Below are 15,633 nucleotides of genomic sequence, written 5' to 3'. Positions count from 1 at the left end.
GAAATACTAAAATCTGAAAGTGCAAAGTTAGTATTGCAGAAGAATAACTTTGTAACGGTTGCTTCTGATGAAGTAGAAGTTTATGATGTGGATAATCTTCCTAAAGATGTAGTGATCGAGTTGAATTATTTTGCCTTTGATATGATAAATCAAGTAAGAAGGCAAATGGGAACTCCTGAATTAACTCTTGCTCAATCGTCTATTGATTTTGCTAGTAAACTTTCTGTTAAGGTAAAGGAAGCTAATAGAGGAATTTCGGATTGGCACTATGTGAAGGGAATCAATGAGGTTGCTAGAGAATACGGATTGCCTACTTCTAGTAAGGAAGATGAAGAAAAAGAGTATGGTTATCAATATTATGAAAATAGTGTAGGGTATTCTTCGGGTTCGAAACAATCTACTAAAGCTGAATTAAAGCGTGCTATCTATGATGGAATTTTAAGATTTCTTTATGATGGTGATGAATTTCTTCATGCCAATTCTATTTCAGGTTTAAATTGGGGTGAACCTAGTAAGGTTGAATATTTTGGATTTTCAATGAATCTGTTGAAAGATGGTACAGAAATGAGTTTTATCACTGTTTCTGATGATCAACTTTCAAAATCAACTAAGAAGAATTTTAGTACAAAAACTCCTGCGAATACTGCAGAAAGTAACAGAAAGTCAATTCTTGGAAAGAAAGAAAAAGAGTTGGAATCTGAAAAAGGTAAGCTGGAAAAATTACAAGTTTCTTATAAAGAATATGAAAAGATTTCTAAGGAAATTGATAGGTTAAATGAAGAGGAAGAAAAAGAAAAGGAGAGAATAAGAAAGGAGGAACAGAATAAGAAGAATTCTGCTAGTATGAAATCTTCTCAATCGACACAAAAACAGGATAAACCAAAAACGAATGCTTCATCACCGAAACAGGGGAATTCATCTGTTAGTAAGAATGGTTGGTTAAAAGAGAATGGTTCTTGGTATTTTTATAATGCTGGCAAACGTTTGACTAATACATGGCAAGGTTCATATTATTTGAAGTCAGATGGTAGAATGGCTGAGAGTGAGTGGGTATATGATCCATCTTATAAAGCATGGTACTATTTGAATGAGAACGGTATTTATGTTAAAAATATATGGCAAGGTTCATATTATTTGAAGTCAGATGGAAAGATGGCAGATAAAGAATGGGTTTATGATTCATATTATGGCTCATGGTTCTATTTGAAGTCAGGTGGAGATTATGTCAATCATCAATGGTTGAAGATTGATGGTGTATGGTATTATTTTAAGAGTGGTGGCTATATGGTAAGCAATGCTTGGCAGGGTAGCTATTATCTCAAATCTAGTGGTGCTATGGCTGTGAATGAATGGGTTTATGATTCATATTATGGTTCATGGTATTATTTGAAATCTGATGGTTCTTATGCTCGTAATGAAATTGTTCAAGGTAAATATCGTGTGGACTATTCAGGGAAATGGGTTTGATTTAGGTAAAAGTCAGTTTGAAACTGGCTTTTTTTGTTTGTAGAAAAGGAGAAAAAAGATGATTTTAATTGTGTTTAAGCGATCTCGTTCACCATCTTAAAAATGAGGTTAGAAAAAAATAAGATAATGATTTAAAAAAAGGAGAAATATTATTTAATGTTAAAATCACAAGAATTTAAAACTTATGGTTCAATCCGTAAGACAAAAGTAGCTGGTGCATGTGGAGTTATTCTTGCACTTGCAATGTTGGGTATGGTAGTTAATGGTACTGTATCGGCTGATGAAGTTTCAACTGATAAACCTGTTGCTGTTGAGAAGAAAAGTGAGGTAGATGTTCCTATTTCTCATGATTCTCTTGATAAAGCTGTAAAAGAAGCGAAAGAAGTTGGTGTCAAGGTAGAAGTTGTCGCTGTTCAGGATAAAGGAGTTGCAACTTCTGAAACTGTTGCAGAAAAGCAAAAAGAAATTGAAGCTGATTATGTGAAGCAGGAAAAAGAAGTTGAAAAAGCAACTGCTGACTACACAAACGCTAAAACTAACAATGAAGCCGAGCGTAAGGCGATTGAAGCAGAAAATAAGCGTATCGCAAAGGATAACGCTGAAAAAGAAGCTACTTACAATAAAGCTGTGGCAGATCAAAAAGCCTTTAATGAACAGGTAGAAAAAGAAAATGCTGATCTTAAATCTCAGTATGACAAGAAGCTGGAAACATATAATAAAGAATTAGCTGTTTATAATAAGCAGAAAGAAGAACTTGCTAAGAAAGGTTTGAAAGCTGAAAAACCTAATGTTAAGATTTATGGTGATTATGACGAAAGCCAACGTGGTAGTGTAAACTATTATAAGAAATTTACTGCTTCTTTTGAAGGTGTTGAAGGTTTACTGAAGGTTAAAGATTATATTGGTTTGCATAGTGATACAACTATTACTGGTAGTCGTGCTGATTTAATTAAAAATCCTTCTGGTTATTTTGGTCAAATTTATAACCCTAAGAAGGGAGATTCTTTTACATTACATAATGTAGCTGAAAATGAAAAAGGTGAGAAAATCTCTGCTCGTTTCACATTTAATGATGTTGAGGCTGAATGGCAGGAAAATGGAAAGCCTTTATCAACTACAAAAATCACGATTCATAAGCTAGATAATAGTGGTTCTATGAATTTTGTTTATGGAAACTTAGTTCAATTTAATACTAAGATTGAGTTTTATCTTGAAAAAGATAATAAGAAAGTAACTCTTGCTGTTGTTTCTATGTTTAATGATGTTGACTATGGACAAGAGTTGAATTTGACTTATGAAGATGGTACAGAAGGTATTGTTTTGAATCCTGATGGTTCTGATGTGAAGAAGGTTAAGCGTGATGGCAAGGATTTTTATAAGGGTGAATATAAAACTCCTTGGACTTCTGATGTACCTGAATTGGGAGTAAAGGCTGGAGATCTTGGATATGCTAATGTAAAAGATGAAGCTGATATTCCTCGTGGTTCTATTTTATCTGTTGGATATGGTTCTACTTTGAATTTTGTTTACCATAATGGTGAAGGAGTTCATTCAGCTAAAAAAGTTGAATTGGAACGGAAATGGGCTTATGATAAGGCAAGAGCAGAAGGGAAAGATTTACCTTCTGATGAAGAAATTTTTAGTGGAAATGGTTGGGCTGTAGGAATTTTTGGTAAGGCAAGTGCTACTGTACCAATTAATGTTTTGAAAAAGCCACCTGTTAAGCCTGTATTGAAAGAAAAGGACACTAAAGAAATTCCAAAACCAAAATTGGAAAAACCAAAAGAATTGCCTGAACGGCCAAAAGCGCCTACAGTAAAAGTGAACTATTCACGCTTGCGTGTGAAACCATCAACTCCAAAACCTGTTAAGGCTATTGTTGATACATACGGACATAATATTGATGGTGCTAATACATTTGATAAGAATGTAAAATTTAGTTTGACAACTGACTACAAACCATATTCAACGTTTACTGCTGATTCAAAAAATGTAGCTAAAACATGGGCTATGGTTGATGATGTTCAAGATGGTGCATATCAAGTAGATGAAAGTAAAATCACTATGAAGGATTCTGCAGGTAAAAATGTTAAGGATTTGTTCAAGATGTACCATGTTTTGTCGGATAAAGAACGTACACAAGAAATTCAAAACATTTTGAAGGAAGCTGGTTTGAATCCAAAAGGTGAGTTCTATATGTTTGTAGCGAAAGATTCTGCTTCATTCTATAAGAACTATGTAAAACAAGCTAAGAATATCACGATTGATCTCCCTGCTCGTTTGCTTGTTAAGAAGGCTGAGTTGGTGAAAAATGACTTTTATCAAGTTGATTATGGAAATAGCTATATTTCTAACTTGGTAACTGTTCAAGTTCCTGATGTGAAGCCAGAGAAGCATGCACTTGATAAAACAGGTAAAAATGTTCTCGATGGTAAAGAGGTGCTGGTAGGAGAGTTCATTCAATATCTTCTTGATGGTGTCACTGTTCCTACAAAACATGATACACTTTATCAGTATGATGGTATTGATAAGTTAGATGTGAAGCATGATCGCTATACTGGTAGCTGGAAGGGTATCATTCGTGGTACAGAATATGTAGCAGGAAAAGATATGGTGTTACCATATGATGTAGTTCTTTCTGATGGAAAAGTTGTTAAGGCTGGAGATAAGATTGCTAAAGGCTCTGTCTATGCCTTCCAATTCGAGTTTGACCAAAGTACAAATTCTGAGTTCATCAGGAAGATTGTTAAAGTTTTCTGGAATGAAAAAGACGGTAAGTGGGCTTATACCATTGATAAAGAGTTCTTGAACTCTCTTGGAGTACAAGGAACGTTTGACGCTGATTTTTATATCGAAGTTGAACGTATAGCAAGTGGTGATGTTGAGAATACGTTTGTTAATATTGTCAATGGTCAAGAAATGGAAGCGAGAGTCACAACTCATACTCCTGAACCTTTAAAACCACAAGAACCTAAAAAACCTTCATTTCCGAATACTGGAACAGCTTCTAGTATGCTTGGATTTGTTGGTACTGGTATCTTGTCTATGCTAGGTTTAGTGGGTGTGAAGCGTAAGAAAGATTAAGAATGTTGTCTATAGGACGGTAAGTATACAGGAATTATCGTCCTTTTATTTTTAAAAAAAGAAAAAATGTAAATAGAAAAGGAAATTGAAAAAATGGCAAAAATTAAAAAACTCCCTGTGGGATTGAATGTGATTGGTACTAAAGTTGTTGTTAGTCCAAAATTTCGTGAAGTAGTAAATGGTTCGTATGATGATTTTGTACCTTTCCGAGAATTTGAGATTTCAGGGGAAAATCAAAGTACGGTAACTATTCGTGTATATGGATTGGCTAATTCTGATGTTCCAAAAACAAGAGGTCTTACATTTGTTAAGTCTGTTTCAGGGCTTAATATGGTGACACGTTTGGTTGGTACAAAAGAAGAGATTCAATTTGAAGCAACTGAATTGCGTTTTGAGAAATAAATTATAGAAAATAGGAGAAAAAAATAATGGCTTTTAGTATTCGTAAATTTAATAATGCAGAAATCCCTGTAAATGCAAAAGAATTGCTTGGTAAACTGGTATTTATCAGTTTTATTGAAAACTTTAAAATGGTAGATGGTTCGCCTGTTGATTATCCAACGCATGCAGAAGTTTTCTCAGATAAGATGCAAGAAATTATTCCAATTAAATTGGAAGAAGGTATCTCTGTAGAAGATATTTCTATGATGTCTGAAGTTGAACTTGTTGGTGATGCCACAATTTGGATTTATGATGATACATATACAATTTCACGTGGAAATAACAATGTTTCTGAGGTCAAAGGCCATGCTTTTGCTTTGCGTGCTGAAAATGTTAAGCGTGTAGGTTCTGGTCAAGCAAAACAGGAACAGAAGCATGATCAAAAACCTGAGCAAAAACAGGAACATAAGGGATAATTTTTAAAGGAGAAAAGATATGAGTTTGTTTCCTGCATATCGTGGAATTAAGATTAAACCTTATATGGTGAATCTAAGGTACTATATCTTTTCTTTTTTCTTTTTGTTGTTTAGTCCTATACTAGCTTTTTTTGTTTATTCCAATTTTGAGAAAATTAAGAATGTAGATATTCTTTCTATTGTTGTTTCAGTAGTTATGCTGATGTTGATAATTGGTTTAAGTGTTTATTTGACTTGGTTATCACAAGAAAGAGTATTCTTTTTTCAAAAGATAGAAAGACTTGCTAAACTAGCTTTCTTTCTTAAAGAGAATGGATATACATATACAAAAAAAGTTAAAACTGAATCAGGAACAGTTGATAAGGTTACATTTCCAACGGTTTATTTGAAACAGAATCGCTATGATTTGGAAGTTGCGTTTAAAATGGCTGGAAACAAGTTTCAGGATAAGTTCAAGAAGATTGGTGGTGATTTAGAAACCACTTTCTTCATGGACTTTATGGAAGTTCAGGACGATATAAAGTTTAAAACCTACAAACTAGCTTATTCTGCTTTCTTAAATCGAATCAAGGTAACTGATGTGGAGTTTTCTGATAATGGTATTCAGTTGATGAAAAATCTATATTGGAATCCTATTGATGATCCTCATTTGCTGGTAGTTGGTGGTACTGGTGGTGGTAAGACTGTTCTATTAAGGACATTGATTCGAGCTTTGGCAAAAGAAGGTGTAGTAGATATTGGTGATCCAAAACAAGCTGACTTTGTGACAATGGCTGAACAGAAGGCTTTTGAAGGTAGAATTGCTTATAATGCAGAAGATGTAGTAGCTATGATTGAAAGAGGAGTAGATATTATGTTTTCACGATATGCTTATATTCGTCAAAAACGTGCTGAGAATGGCGATAAGGATATGAAGAAGTTCTATGAGTATGGTCTTGAACCTTATTTTTTGGTTTGTGATGAATATAACGCTTTGTGTGCTATGCTTGATTTTCAAACTAGGCAGCGTTTAGACAATGCTATGGGTCAATTTTTATTCCTTGGAAGGCAAGCTGGTTGTTTTGGAATAATTGCTATGCAGAAGCCTGCAAGGGAAGATTTAGGTTCAAAATTGCAAGCTAATATAAATTTCCGTATTTCTGTTGGACGATTGGACGAAATCAGTTATGATTTAACGTTTGGAGAAGTCAATAAAAATAAGGAATTTAAGTATGTGAAGTTTGTAGGTGGTAAGCGTGTCTATGGTCGTGGGTATGCTAGCGTATATGGAGAAGTCGCAAGAGAATTTTATTCTCCATTGCTTGAAAAGAAATTCTCATTTTATGATGAATATGAGAAGATTGAACGACGAGATAATCCTTTCAATCCTTTGGAAAATCCTGATGCTGTATTATCAGAAGAAGAAAAAGAAAATCTTCAAGCTGAAATGGAAGCACAAGAGGAATTGCAAAAAGGGGAAGTCAAAAAGGCTAGTCCTGAATTGATCCAGGAGTTGATGTCTAGTAAACAAAAAGAAAGTGGAAATGATTTAGTAAGAACGTTTGCGTTTTCTAAAGAAATTGGTGTGTCTGCTGGTTCAATGAAGAATTTGGTAGATAAGTTAGATGGTATTTTGGAATTTGAAAAGGAAGATAATGTAGTGTACTTGAATGAGGTTCAAAGAAATATCATAAAGGATTTGTTTGAATTGAAACAGAATACAACCCAAAATTGGAGTGAGATTTTGGAAGATTTTCCTTTTGATGAATATGGTTTTTAGTTAGTTGTGAGGGGATTTTCCCCTCTTTTTTTGGTTACTGTGCTAGTTGGTGCAATCCAGCTTGCTAGTAGCTAGTAGCAGGAGCGAGGAAGCGAGTGCGACGAGCGACTGCGTGTACTAGCGTGTACTAGCAGGCTGGATTGTGCGAATTAACCCCCTATGACTAATAGGGGGGTAGAAGATGTGCGTAGAAGCATAAAGCCTTGATAATACTGACTTTTTGGGCTTAAAAAATGCAACACTATTGAAAAGTAAGGAGAAATATGGAATTCGAGAATCTAAGTAAGGTACAAAAGATGTACGCTTTTTCAGATCAAGAAATGTCTAACTATTTAGAAATAGATAGAGCAACATTGTATAGATGGAAAGAAGCTGGTGAGATTCCTGAGTCTTATGACTCTAAAGTGAATGCGTTGATAGCTTTTAAGGAAGGTGTGCGAGATAGTGGATTTTCTTTGGAAGGAAAAGTTGACTATGTCAAGGTAACGTTTAAAACACAAGATTATATAGATGTGATAGCGAAGGTGTTATGTCTCCAAAATAAGCCTTTTCTTGAAGAAGAAAAGGGTGGTTCAGGATATGATACAAAATATACTTTTCAAAATATCAATGTTTTCATTTCAAAGAAAAGGGAAGATATGGGCTGTATGATTGAGTTGAAAGGTCAAGCATGTAGACAATATGAGTGGTATTTTGAAAATGAGCAGAAGTCAAATTGGAGGGATTTTTTTATTCGTTGCTTTGAGTATGAGCGTACTATTTCACAAGGTGAAGGGAAATTCATGAATATTCCTCGGCTTGATATAGCGCTAGATGAAAAGTATAACGAAAAGGGCAATTTTGAACTTGGTAAGCTGGTTGACCTTTGGGATAGTGGTTTGGTTGAAAGTCGATTGACAATGAAGCAGATTGAAGATAATGGTCAATATGGAAAAGCAAAAACGATTTACTTTGGTTCAAGGCAATCTGCATATCATTTCTGTTTTTATCAAAAAGATATTGAGCAGGCAAAGAAACTTGGTCTTGATATAGATTTGATTCATTCGTCATTGAAATTCAAAAATCGTTATGAAGTAAGAATGTGTGATGATGTCGCTTTGGAATTTGTTAGAAAATCGTTGAATGAAAAAATTGATATGGCTAGGCTTGCTGTATGGGTGATAAACAGTAAGATAAAAGTCTTTGAAAGAATGAATGGCGATAAAGTTTTGAATCGTGAGTGGTATTCTCTTTTAGGTGAAGTTGATAAGATTGGTTTTTCAACCTCACCTGTAGAAACTGGTTTTTTTGATAAACAGTATAGGTGGTTGAATGAAAATGTATCAGGTGTGACTGCTTTAATAAAAAAGTGGGAGAATATCACTGGTGATAATAAGCTAAAGAAGATTCTTTTTGATGGAGAAATAAGTGATAAAAACTGGAAAAAATTGGAGCAAGCGAGGGTAGCTTATGAGAAAAATCTACAAGAAAGTAGGTACTGATTCTGTAGTAGTAAATAACAGTAACTTGGTATGTTCAACTGATCGTGGGCTAAAATCAATTAGTCACTATTTACCTTCTTTTGAAGGGAATGAAAATCTAACAGTTATACCTATAGAATCTGAGCGAATGTTTTTGCCTTATTTTAAGGACTATGTGATTGACTGGTCAAGAATGCCTGATGAAGTGAATGCGATTCTTGATATTAAGAAGAAGGCAGATTGAGAGGACAGTATATGAAAGATAAGGAGAAAGAGCCTGTTGGTAGTTTATTAACGAAGAATGTCTTAGGAGTTGAAGATAATGAATCAGTAGGGATTCTTGAAGGGTGTTTGATTTTGTTACTGGGTTTGATTTTAGTTATACTACTTTTTACTATGCTTATAGCAAAATGGAGCCCTTTTGATTTATTTGTGTGAGGTTTAGTTATGAGTAAGAAAAAAATCACTGATGAAAAATTGAGAAAGTTAGTTTTTTTAATTCCTGCTCGGTATTTCTATGAAGGAGTTGTGACAAGTGATAAAGCTAGGAATTATCAAGATTATATAGATATTCAATGTCAAACCTTTAGAAAGACTAAAAATCGTAAAGACTGGCAAGAGGTAAAAAGACTTACCAAAGAGTATGAGGATTTTTTAGCAAACGAAGTAGATATTAAGCGAAAGTTGCTGCTGTTTGGGTTGATGAAACGTGATCAGAAAGAAAGACAAAGTATGTATTTGTTGCTGGTTAAGAAATATCATTTAGAAAGATGGACTTAAAAATGGGTAAAATTGTTAAGATGATTTTTAAAATCATACAATATCTGATTTTAAACTCTATTTTAGGATTGGCTGTATCTGTACTTTTTTATGTACTGATAGGGAGTGTGAGATTTTCTATTATGATATTTATTTTGTTTTTTATAGGAGGGTTAGTTTTTGAATGAAAATTAAAAAACGTTCACCAGCTTAGTTGCTGGATAATGAAAAAAATAAAGAAAAAATGAGGTATAAAAAATGGCATTACAAGGAAAAGATAAACAAGTTATTGAACTGTCGAATGAACTTGCTAAAAAATTGAAGTCAAAAGAATTTGATTTAGCTTGGAAGCATGCTGGTGAATTGAGTTCGCTTCTTAAAAATGATGAAGAATTGCAACTACCGTATCAGGTTATTGAGTGTATCAAGCGTGATTTGAGTAGTTACTATGATATGAACAAACAACTTAACAAGGTAACAACTCGTGCTTTTGCGATTGGTAGTAGCTTTGAGCGTTCAGCTTCAATTTAATTGAAATGATGAAGGAAGTCAAGTTTGGCTTCCTTTTTTTCTTTTTGAAAGGAGAAAAAATGAGTATTAAAGTTATTTATGATAGTTATTCTGATATTTGTGGAAATTACGCTTATGGAAAAAATTCCTTGATGAACCTGAGAAGATTATTGAGCGTTTAAATGAACATTTTGACGGTGTGGAGTTTGGACAATTTGATGGTTGCAATCCTGACAATGTGTATATCAATTCATTTACAGAAGTTGATACGCAGGAAGCATTAATTGATTTTGCTGGTATTCTGAATCATGGAGAATATGAGCAGTTAGTCAATGAAGATCGCTTGTCTGCTTATTTAGAAGAACACGAAGAAGAAATTGCTAGTCGTCTAGGTGATTCTTATGTCTTTTTAGGTCGTGAGGGCGATAGCTGGTACTTTTTGCAATAAAGAGTAGTAGGTGTTGAATATGGCTTCAAGAGTGTTGATTAAGAATCCAAAGAATGTAAGGCAGGCTTGGTTTAGCTTGCCCTTATATTTTGGAAAGTTATCTCAAATTGGTTTGACTGGCTCTTATGATGAACAGATTGAAATTGTTGATTATGAGGGTTCAGGATTTATTGGTTATGGTCTATTTAGTGTTGCTGACTTGGAACAGTTAAATAGACAGGTGGAAGGTTGATTAAGGAAGGAGAAAACAAAAAAATGGATTTAATGGCTTTGGTTGTTTATAAAGGAGTCGCTTGTCGTGTCCTGCTTCCAATTTCTAGTGAAGAAGTTGCTGAACGTTTTGGCTATGAAGGTGAAGAAATTGAGGTAACTATTGATTCGATTGAATCTTTACCTACCTTAGATTGTGAAGGCTTGACTTTAGATTTAGCGAATGATCTTGCTAAAAGATTGGAAAATGTAGAAGAAAATTTAGTCCTTACATTTATTGAATGTAAAAAATCTAATGCACTTTCCTTATTAAATGCTGATTTTGAAGGTTGTTGGCTATACCCTGATGTTAATACTTATTATGAGTTAGGAAAACATACTGTTGAAGAAGATGATTTCAATTATTCGATTGAAACATTAAAACGGTATTTTGATTATGAGAAGTTTGGTCGTGCTGTTAGTCTTTCAGAAGGTGGTAGCTTTACTGGTAGAGGTTACTTTGTTTCAAAATGATAGCGAATATAAGAGTTTTAAGAGAAGGAAATTTTGAATTTCTCTGTGAGCTGGATATTATGAGATTTACTCAAGAGCAGATTCTTGAAAGAATGAATGAAAGAGGGATTGATAAAGGTAACTTTCTTATTTGTGGTATTACAGATTGGGAAGTTGATAAAATCATGTCGCTTGAAGAGGTTTACTTGCTGAAAAAAGCTGTACTGGAGTTGTATGATGGCGACGAGTTCATTGTGAAATTTCAGTTGCAGCGTTATGTGCCTGTAACTCAAATTGCAACTACATATTATAGATTTTGTTCTAAAGATGAAGTTAAGACAATGGTTGAGTTGACAAAAGAGTTAGATTATGAATCAGTTATAAATTACTTTTTTAGATGTGGAAGCTGGGTGACGGTGTTTCAGGGATTCATAGATCAAGGAGAAATTTTAAATACTCCTGTTGGATTTTATAGAAAGATTGTTCTTTAAATTTTAAAAAAAAAGGAAGGAAATATATTGAGAAATTTTGAGTTGAAAAAACCACGAAAAGAAAAACAAAAGCAAGTCAAAATGAAGAAGATAAGTCAAAAGAGATCGAATCAGATTTTTTTATTTGGCTTGGCTTTTTTTCTTTTTCTCTGTGGTTTAACAATGTTTATTTCAATCAAAAGTGCTGTTAAGGTAAATGAAAGATTATCGAATACAGCAGTTGTTGAAACAAAAAAAGAAACTGACCGTAAGTTGGAACAGTTTTTAGATGGATATGTAGCAAGATATTTTACCTATAATTCACAAGCTGGTTCGTCTGATGATGATGTTTCAAAACTGAATAACTATTATGGTAGTGTTCCTGATGTGAAGAATCAAGGGCAGTTGAAACAAGAAATGTCAGTAGTTAGTGCAAGAATGCTGACAGCGAAAGATGGTGTGGCTGTTTATCGTGTTATTTATGATACGAAGAAAGATGATAAAAGTCAGCGTGTAGGGATTGAATTTTCGATTCCATACGGTGAAAAAGATGGTAAATATTATGTAGCTGGTTTGCCCTGGTTCTCACCTGTGAGTGATTTTAAAGCTGACGGAGTAGAAAAGGATAGTATGGTCTCTTTGGTTGCTAAAGATGATTTAGAAGAAGGAAAACGCAAGAAATTGATTTCTTTCTTGGAACTATTCTTTAAGAACTATACGACAAGTCAAGCAAACCTAGACTTGATTTCAAAAGATATTAAGTCTATTGGTGGTGCTTCATTTAAGAGTTTAGATTATACCTACTTTAAAGAAAAAGATGGTAAGATTCTTGCTTATGTGCAAGTGACCTTTGAAGTTGCAGGTACAACTCATAGTGAGAACTTTAGCTTTGAATTACGAGAAGATAAAGATAGCTTTTTCGTAGAAAAAATGGATCATACAATTCCATTAGATTATAACAAGAAAGATGATGAAGGAGAATAAAATAAATGGCATTATTTCAATTTTTAGTAGCAAAACTCGGTATTCCAGCAGTAGCATTTTTTGCTGGTACAAAAGCATTGAAGGCATGGAAGGATCAAAAATTGGGAACTATTTTTGTGACAGTTATGATTGCTGGTTTTATTATTTACTTTTTAGACAATCCTGAAACTGTATTGAAGGCTACTGGCTCGCTTTGGTCTAAACTTGTAGAAGTGTTTAAGTAGGTTTTGAATGGAAAGAAAAGACAAAAAGTTATATGTCTATACGACAGCATTTAGACAGCCTGTATGGGTTCATAAATTGAATGATGATTATAGTTTGCCCTTTGCTGTTAAGATGTCAGCGATTGTCTATTGCCTAGTGATTCTAGTCATTGTATGGTTTTTGCTAGGCTTTATTCCTTCCTTGGATTGGGGTTGGCGATTTATGGGTTCTTTATTTGCTGGTTGGCGATTTGGGAACTTGCTGGCTGATTACAAACTAGATGGGAAAACACTATTTCGATTCATCTATGAATATTTGATTTTTTGGAAGGAATACGATAGTCAAAGAAAGGAAATATATATTTGTAAAGGAATTAAACATGAGAAAGTGAGAATGATTAAGCGTGGAATTAACGAATAATATTTGGTCAATCGCTGATGGTTTGATTCTGCTGAAAGATGGAACGGTTTTGTCCGTATTTGAAGTTGAATCACAAATTGTTAATACGATTGAAGATAATAAGAAAGAGACAAGCAAAGATTTAGTCTATAATTGTTTGGCTAGTCTGCATGAGTATAATGATGTAAGTATTTATAGCTTGCATATTGATTTAGAACTGGCTAAGAAGATTTCTTTATTGGCGCAAGATATTGAGCAAGGTCAAGGGACAAGCCCTTTAGGAAACTATGTGATTTCTACAATGAAGTCACGTTTGGAAGAAGAAGTAAGCTATCTTTTTGAATATAAGCATTATATTGTAGTTCCTTTGAAGTCGGTCAATGTGACCTCTGATTTCAAACTGACGATTGAACAGACGATTTCAACCTATCGTAAAAATGTGCTGAAGATGGCTGGTTTTGAAGAACTACCAAAAATTGATTGGTGGAAAACATGGCAAAATCAGAAAGATATGGTTCAGACGAAACTTCATGTTTTGAATGTGAAGGAAGTTGCGAAAGCAGACTTGGAATTGTTGAATCGACTTCATTTTCTTGGTGGTCAATACTATGATAAAGAAAGTGAGTTGATTGCACTTGAAAATTCTATTGAGAATGTAGATGAAACGATTATTGAGGTTGTTGACGGAAACGCTTTGAAGTTGACCAATGGTCAAGAAACTAGCTATGTGGCGACAATACCTGTTGTTTCTTATCCTAAAAATGTATCTTATCTTCATCTACAAGAGGAACTTCAAAATCTTGAATTTCCTGTAGATAGTGTATATAAGATTCGATTTTCTACTCAAAAAGGTTTCTTCTCTTTGTTTTCAAGAGCAAGAAATAAGCGTAAGAATCTTGGAAATACAGTTGAGGAAACAGCAGAAAATGATGATGTTCAAAAGATTGAAGTTTTGGAAAGCCATCAGTTATTGGAAGATTTTCAAGAGAAACATGATAATAAAGAATTGATGATTACCTATCTTCATACCTTGACGATTACAGCAGACAGTTTAGAAGAATTGAATCTTAAATTTGATATTCTGTTTGCACGTTTGAAAGAGTTGGAAGTAGAAGTTGTCAAGGCTGTTGCTGATCGAATCTATTTGTTCTATAAGAGTAGATTGACAGAAATTCTTGATAACGGAAGGGAATCATTCCTTCAATATGGAAGCCTACGTGGATTGTGTGAGAATCTGATGTTTACAACGAAGAAGGTTGGAACAGAAATTGGTTTTCCTATTGGTCGAGTGGATAACGAGATTTCCTCATGGTATGGAGATTTTCAGAAGGCTCTTGATTCAAGTACCAATGTTGTATTTTCAAACTTGTTACAAGCTAATAAGGTTGGTATAAAGGGGAAAGAAACAAGCAATCCACATACAGCTATAACTGGTTCTACAGGGAATGGTAAGTCATTCTTGACGAAGTTACTATTTACTTATCATTCGTTATTGAAAACAAAAGTTTTGTATATTGATCCAAAAGCAGAAATGAAAAGACAATATCAAGCTGTGCTTTCAAAATTAGAAGCAGAAGGTAAATTTGAGGAATTGCAGGACTATATTAAGTCAATCAACTTTGTTACTTTGGATATGAAAGATAAGAAGAATCAAGGTGTACTTGATCCATTCTCATTCTTACAAGATGAAGCAGAATTGACTGAGTTAGCGACTGTACTTGTTGGTTCTGTATTGGATAAAGATACCTATATCAAGGTTCAACCTTATCTGCTAGATTCGATTGATAAAGTGCTTGAACGTAGAAAAGCTGGTGAGAAAGTCGGTATGTTACAAGTCTTTGATGAATTGGAGAAAAATTCAAAAGAAGAAGTTGAGACTGCTGGATATTTCCTTAAACGGATTTCAAGAAATTCTTTGTTGTCACTTTGTTTTTCTGATGGTAGTCAAAATGTTCTGAAGGTTGATAATAAAATTACAATCGTTGAAATTACAGGTTTGGATATGCCAAAAGGAACTGATAAAGATGAAATGACTGAAACACAATTACGTAGTCTGACAGTTATGTATTCTTTGACCTACTTCTGTGCGATTTTTGGTGAACGTGAAAAAGATAAGGAAACAATGTTATTCCTTGATGAAGCATGGCAGATTATGTCAACTCCTGCTGGACGACAAGTAGTGAATCGCATTAAGCGTACTGGACGATCATTCAATAATTTCCTAGTGCTGGTTACTCAGTCTGTAAAAGACTTGAAAACAAGTGAAGATGGAACTGGTTTTGGTACGGTATTTGCTTTCCCTGAAAATTCTGAAACAGGGGCTATCTTGGAACACCTACGAGTGGAAGATGATGAATTGTCACGTGCTTGGCTTGAAAATCAAACAATGGGGCAATGTATTTACTATGATACATTTGGACGTAAGGAACGAATTACAGTAGATGGTACAATATATCCTGAATTGATGGAGTTGTTTGAAACAGTAGAAACAGAATTGGTTGCAGTTTAAAGGGGGAAATATGAAAAAAAA

18 protein-coding genes are annotated in these 15,633 nt (G+C 34.0%); all 18 read left to right on the top strand.

Going from position 1 to position 15,633, the window contains the following annotated elements; all coding sequences use genetic code 11:
- Positions 1–1,467: SEC10/PgrA surface exclusion domain-containing protein (locus tag HMPREF2885_RS03730; RefSeq protein ID WP_070657154.1), on the top strand; the 1,467-nt coding region annotated here is incomplete at its 5' end.
- A gap of 156 nt (positions 1,468–1,623) precedes the next feature.
- On the top strand, positions 1,624–4,551 hold the full coding sequence (locus HMPREF2885_RS03725; RefSeq protein ID WP_070657146.1) for an SspB-related isopeptide-forming adhesin: 2,928 nt from the start codon (positions 1,624–1,626) through the stop codon (positions 4,549–4,551).
- 93 nt (positions 4,552–4,644) lie between these two features.
- Positions 4,645–4,953: a hypothetical protein gene (locus HMPREF2885_RS03720; protein ID WP_001062688.1), complete on the top strand. Its 309-nt coding sequence runs from the start codon at positions 4,645–4,647 to the stop codon at positions 4,951–4,953.
- A 26-nt stretch (positions 4,954–4,979) separates the two neighbouring features.
- On the top strand, positions 4,980–5,408 hold the full coding sequence (locus HMPREF2885_RS03715) for a hypothetical protein (RefSeq protein WP_070657145.1): 429 nt from the start codon (positions 4,980–4,982) through the stop codon (positions 5,406–5,408).
- Between the two features lie 19 nt (positions 5,409–5,427).
- Positions 5,428–7,167, top strand: a complete 1,740-nt coding sequence (locus HMPREF2885_RS03710) for an FtsK/SpoIIIE domain-containing protein (protein WP_070657142.1) — start codon at positions 5,428–5,430, stop codon at positions 7,165–7,167.
- A 263-nt stretch (positions 7,168–7,430) separates the two neighbouring features.
- Complete coding sequence (locus tag HMPREF2885_RS03705; protein WP_070657139.1) at positions 7,431–8,648, top strand: replication initiation factor domain-containing protein; 1,218 nt, start codon at positions 7,431–7,433, stop codon at positions 8,646–8,648.
- Complete coding sequence (locus HMPREF2885_RS03700; RefSeq protein WP_070657136.1) at positions 8,617–8,871, top strand: hypothetical protein; 255 nt, start codon at positions 8,617–8,619, stop codon at positions 8,869–8,871. The genes HMPREF2885_RS03705 and HMPREF2885_RS03700 overlap by 32 nt, the downstream gene beginning before the upstream one ends.
- A gap of 11 nt (positions 8,872–8,882) precedes the next feature.
- The gene (locus HMPREF2885_RS03695; protein ID WP_148131127.1) at positions 8,883–9,065 is read left to right on the top strand and encodes a hypothetical protein; all 183 of its coding nucleotides are present in this window, start codon (positions 8,883–8,885) and stop codon (positions 9,063–9,065) included.
- A gap of 9 nt (positions 9,066–9,074) precedes the next feature.
- The gene (locus HMPREF2885_RS03690) at positions 9,075–9,407 is read left to right on the top strand and encodes a hypothetical protein (RefSeq protein ID WP_070657131.1); all 333 of its coding nucleotides are present in this window, start codon (positions 9,075–9,077) and stop codon (positions 9,405–9,407) included.
- Between the two features lie 237 nt (positions 9,408–9,644).
- Entirely contained in the window at positions 9,645–9,917 is a 273-nt protein-coding gene (locus tag HMPREF2885_RS03685; protein ID WP_070657129.1) for a hypothetical protein, read from the top strand.
- Between the two features lie 97 nt (positions 9,918–10,014).
- Positions 10,015–10,344 carry a hypothetical protein gene (locus HMPREF2885_RS03680; protein ID WP_261674085.1) on the top strand — a complete coding sequence of 110 codons (330 nt, stop codon included), beginning with the start codon at positions 10,015–10,017 and terminating at the stop codon, positions 10,342–10,344.
- Between the two features lie 19 nt (positions 10,345–10,363).
- Complete coding sequence (locus tag HMPREF2885_RS03675; protein ID WP_070657152.1) at positions 10,364–10,576, top strand: hypothetical protein; 213 nt, start codon at positions 10,364–10,366, stop codon at positions 10,574–10,576.
- A complete protein-coding gene (locus HMPREF2885_RS03670; RefSeq protein WP_315940781.1) occupies positions 10,573–11,067 on the top strand; it encodes an antirestriction protein ArdA in 495 nt (164 codons plus the stop codon). The genes HMPREF2885_RS03675 and HMPREF2885_RS03670 overlap by 4 nt, the downstream gene beginning before the upstream one ends.
- Positions 11,064–11,537, top strand: coding sequence for a hypothetical protein (locus tag HMPREF2885_RS03665; protein WP_070657124.1), 474 nt, complete (start codon positions 11,064–11,066; stop codon positions 11,535–11,537). The genes HMPREF2885_RS03670 and HMPREF2885_RS03665 overlap by 4 nt, the downstream gene beginning before the upstream one ends.
- Positions 11,538–11,564: 27 nt before the next feature.
- Positions 11,565–12,500 (top strand): conjugal transfer protein, encoded by a 936-nt coding sequence (locus tag HMPREF2885_RS03660; protein WP_083307416.1) that lies wholly within the window; start codon positions 11,565–11,567, stop codon positions 12,498–12,500.
- Positions 12,501–12,505: 5 nt separating this feature from the next.
- Positions 12,506–12,724, top strand: a complete 219-nt coding sequence (locus HMPREF2885_RS03655) for a TcpD family membrane protein (RefSeq protein WP_044020978.1) — start codon at positions 12,506–12,508, stop codon at positions 12,722–12,724.
- Between the two features lie 7 nt (positions 12,725–12,731).
- Entirely contained in the window at positions 12,732–13,124 is a 393-nt protein-coding gene (locus tag HMPREF2885_RS03650; RefSeq protein WP_000439933.1) for a TcpE family conjugal transfer membrane protein, read from the top strand.
- The gene (locus HMPREF2885_RS03645) at positions 13,108–15,612 is read left to right on the top strand and encodes an ATP-binding protein (RefSeq protein ID WP_070657121.1); all 2,505 of its coding nucleotides are present in this window, start codon (positions 13,108–13,110) and stop codon (positions 15,610–15,612) included. The genes HMPREF2885_RS03650 and HMPREF2885_RS03645 overlap by 17 nt, the downstream gene beginning before the upstream one ends.
- The last annotated feature ends 21 nt before the right edge of the window (positions 15,613–15,633 follow it).

Origin of the sequence: Streptococcus sp. HMSC062H02 (assembly GCF_001813005.1) — a bacterium.
GTDB lineage: Bacteria > Bacillota > Bacilli > Lactobacillales > Streptococcaceae > Streptococcus > Streptococcus oralis_S.
The sequence above is the reverse complement of the archived record's forward strand: the minus strand, read 5'-3'. Positions and strand labels throughout refer to the sequence as shown.

What these genes read in the sequence shown, in the direction of transcription:
- HMPREF2885_RS03675 (WP_070657152.1), top strand. Translation starts at nt 10,364, where the DNA reads ATGGCTTCAAGAGTGTTGATTAAGAATCCAAAGAATGTAAGGCAGGCT.
- HMPREF2885_RS03685 (WP_070657129.1), top strand. Translation starts at nt 9,645, where the DNA reads ATGGCATTACAAGGAAAAGATAAACAAGTTATTGAACTGTCGAATGAA.
- HMPREF2885_RS03695 (WP_148131127.1), top strand. Translation starts at nt 8,883, where the DNA reads ATGAAAGATAAGGAGAAAGAGCCTGTTGGTAGTTTATTAACGAAGAAT.
- HMPREF2885_RS03705 (WP_070657139.1), top strand. Translation starts at nt 7,431, where the DNA reads ATGGAATTCGAGAATCTAAGTAAGGTACAAAAGATGTACGCTTTTTCA.
- HMPREF2885_RS03655 (WP_044020978.1), top strand. Translation starts at nt 12,506, where the DNA reads ATGGCATTATTTCAATTTTTAGTAGCAAAACTCGGTATTCCAGCAGTA.
- HMPREF2885_RS03665 (WP_070657124.1), top strand. Translation starts at nt 11,064, where the DNA reads ATGATAGCGAATATAAGAGTTTTAAGAGAAGGAAATTTTGAATTTCTC.
- HMPREF2885_RS03700 (WP_070657136.1), top strand. Translation starts at nt 8,617, where the DNA reads ATGAGAAAAATCTACAAGAAAGTAGGTACTGATTCTGTAGTAGTAAAT.
- HMPREF2885_RS03725 (WP_070657146.1), top strand. Translation starts at nt 1,624, where the DNA reads ATGTTAAAATCACAAGAATTTAAAACTTATGGTTCAATCCGTAAGACA.
- HMPREF2885_RS03720 (WP_001062688.1), top strand. Translation starts at nt 4,645, where the DNA reads ATGGCAAAAATTAAAAAACTCCCTGTGGGATTGAATGTGATTGGTACT.
- HMPREF2885_RS03650 (WP_000439933.1), top strand. Translation starts at nt 12,732, where the DNA reads ATGGAAAGAAAAGACAAAAAGTTATATGTCTATACGACAGCATTTAGA.
- HMPREF2885_RS03715 (WP_070657145.1), top strand. Translation starts at nt 4,980, where the DNA reads ATGGCTTTTAGTATTCGTAAATTTAATAATGCAGAAATCCCTGTAAAT.
- HMPREF2885_RS03710 (WP_070657142.1), top strand. Translation starts at nt 5,428, where the DNA reads ATGAGTTTGTTTCCTGCATATCGTGGAATTAAGATTAAACCTTATATG.
- HMPREF2885_RS03690 (WP_070657131.1), top strand. Translation starts at nt 9,075, where the DNA reads ATGAGTAAGAAAAAAATCACTGATGAAAAATTGAGAAAGTTAGTTTTT.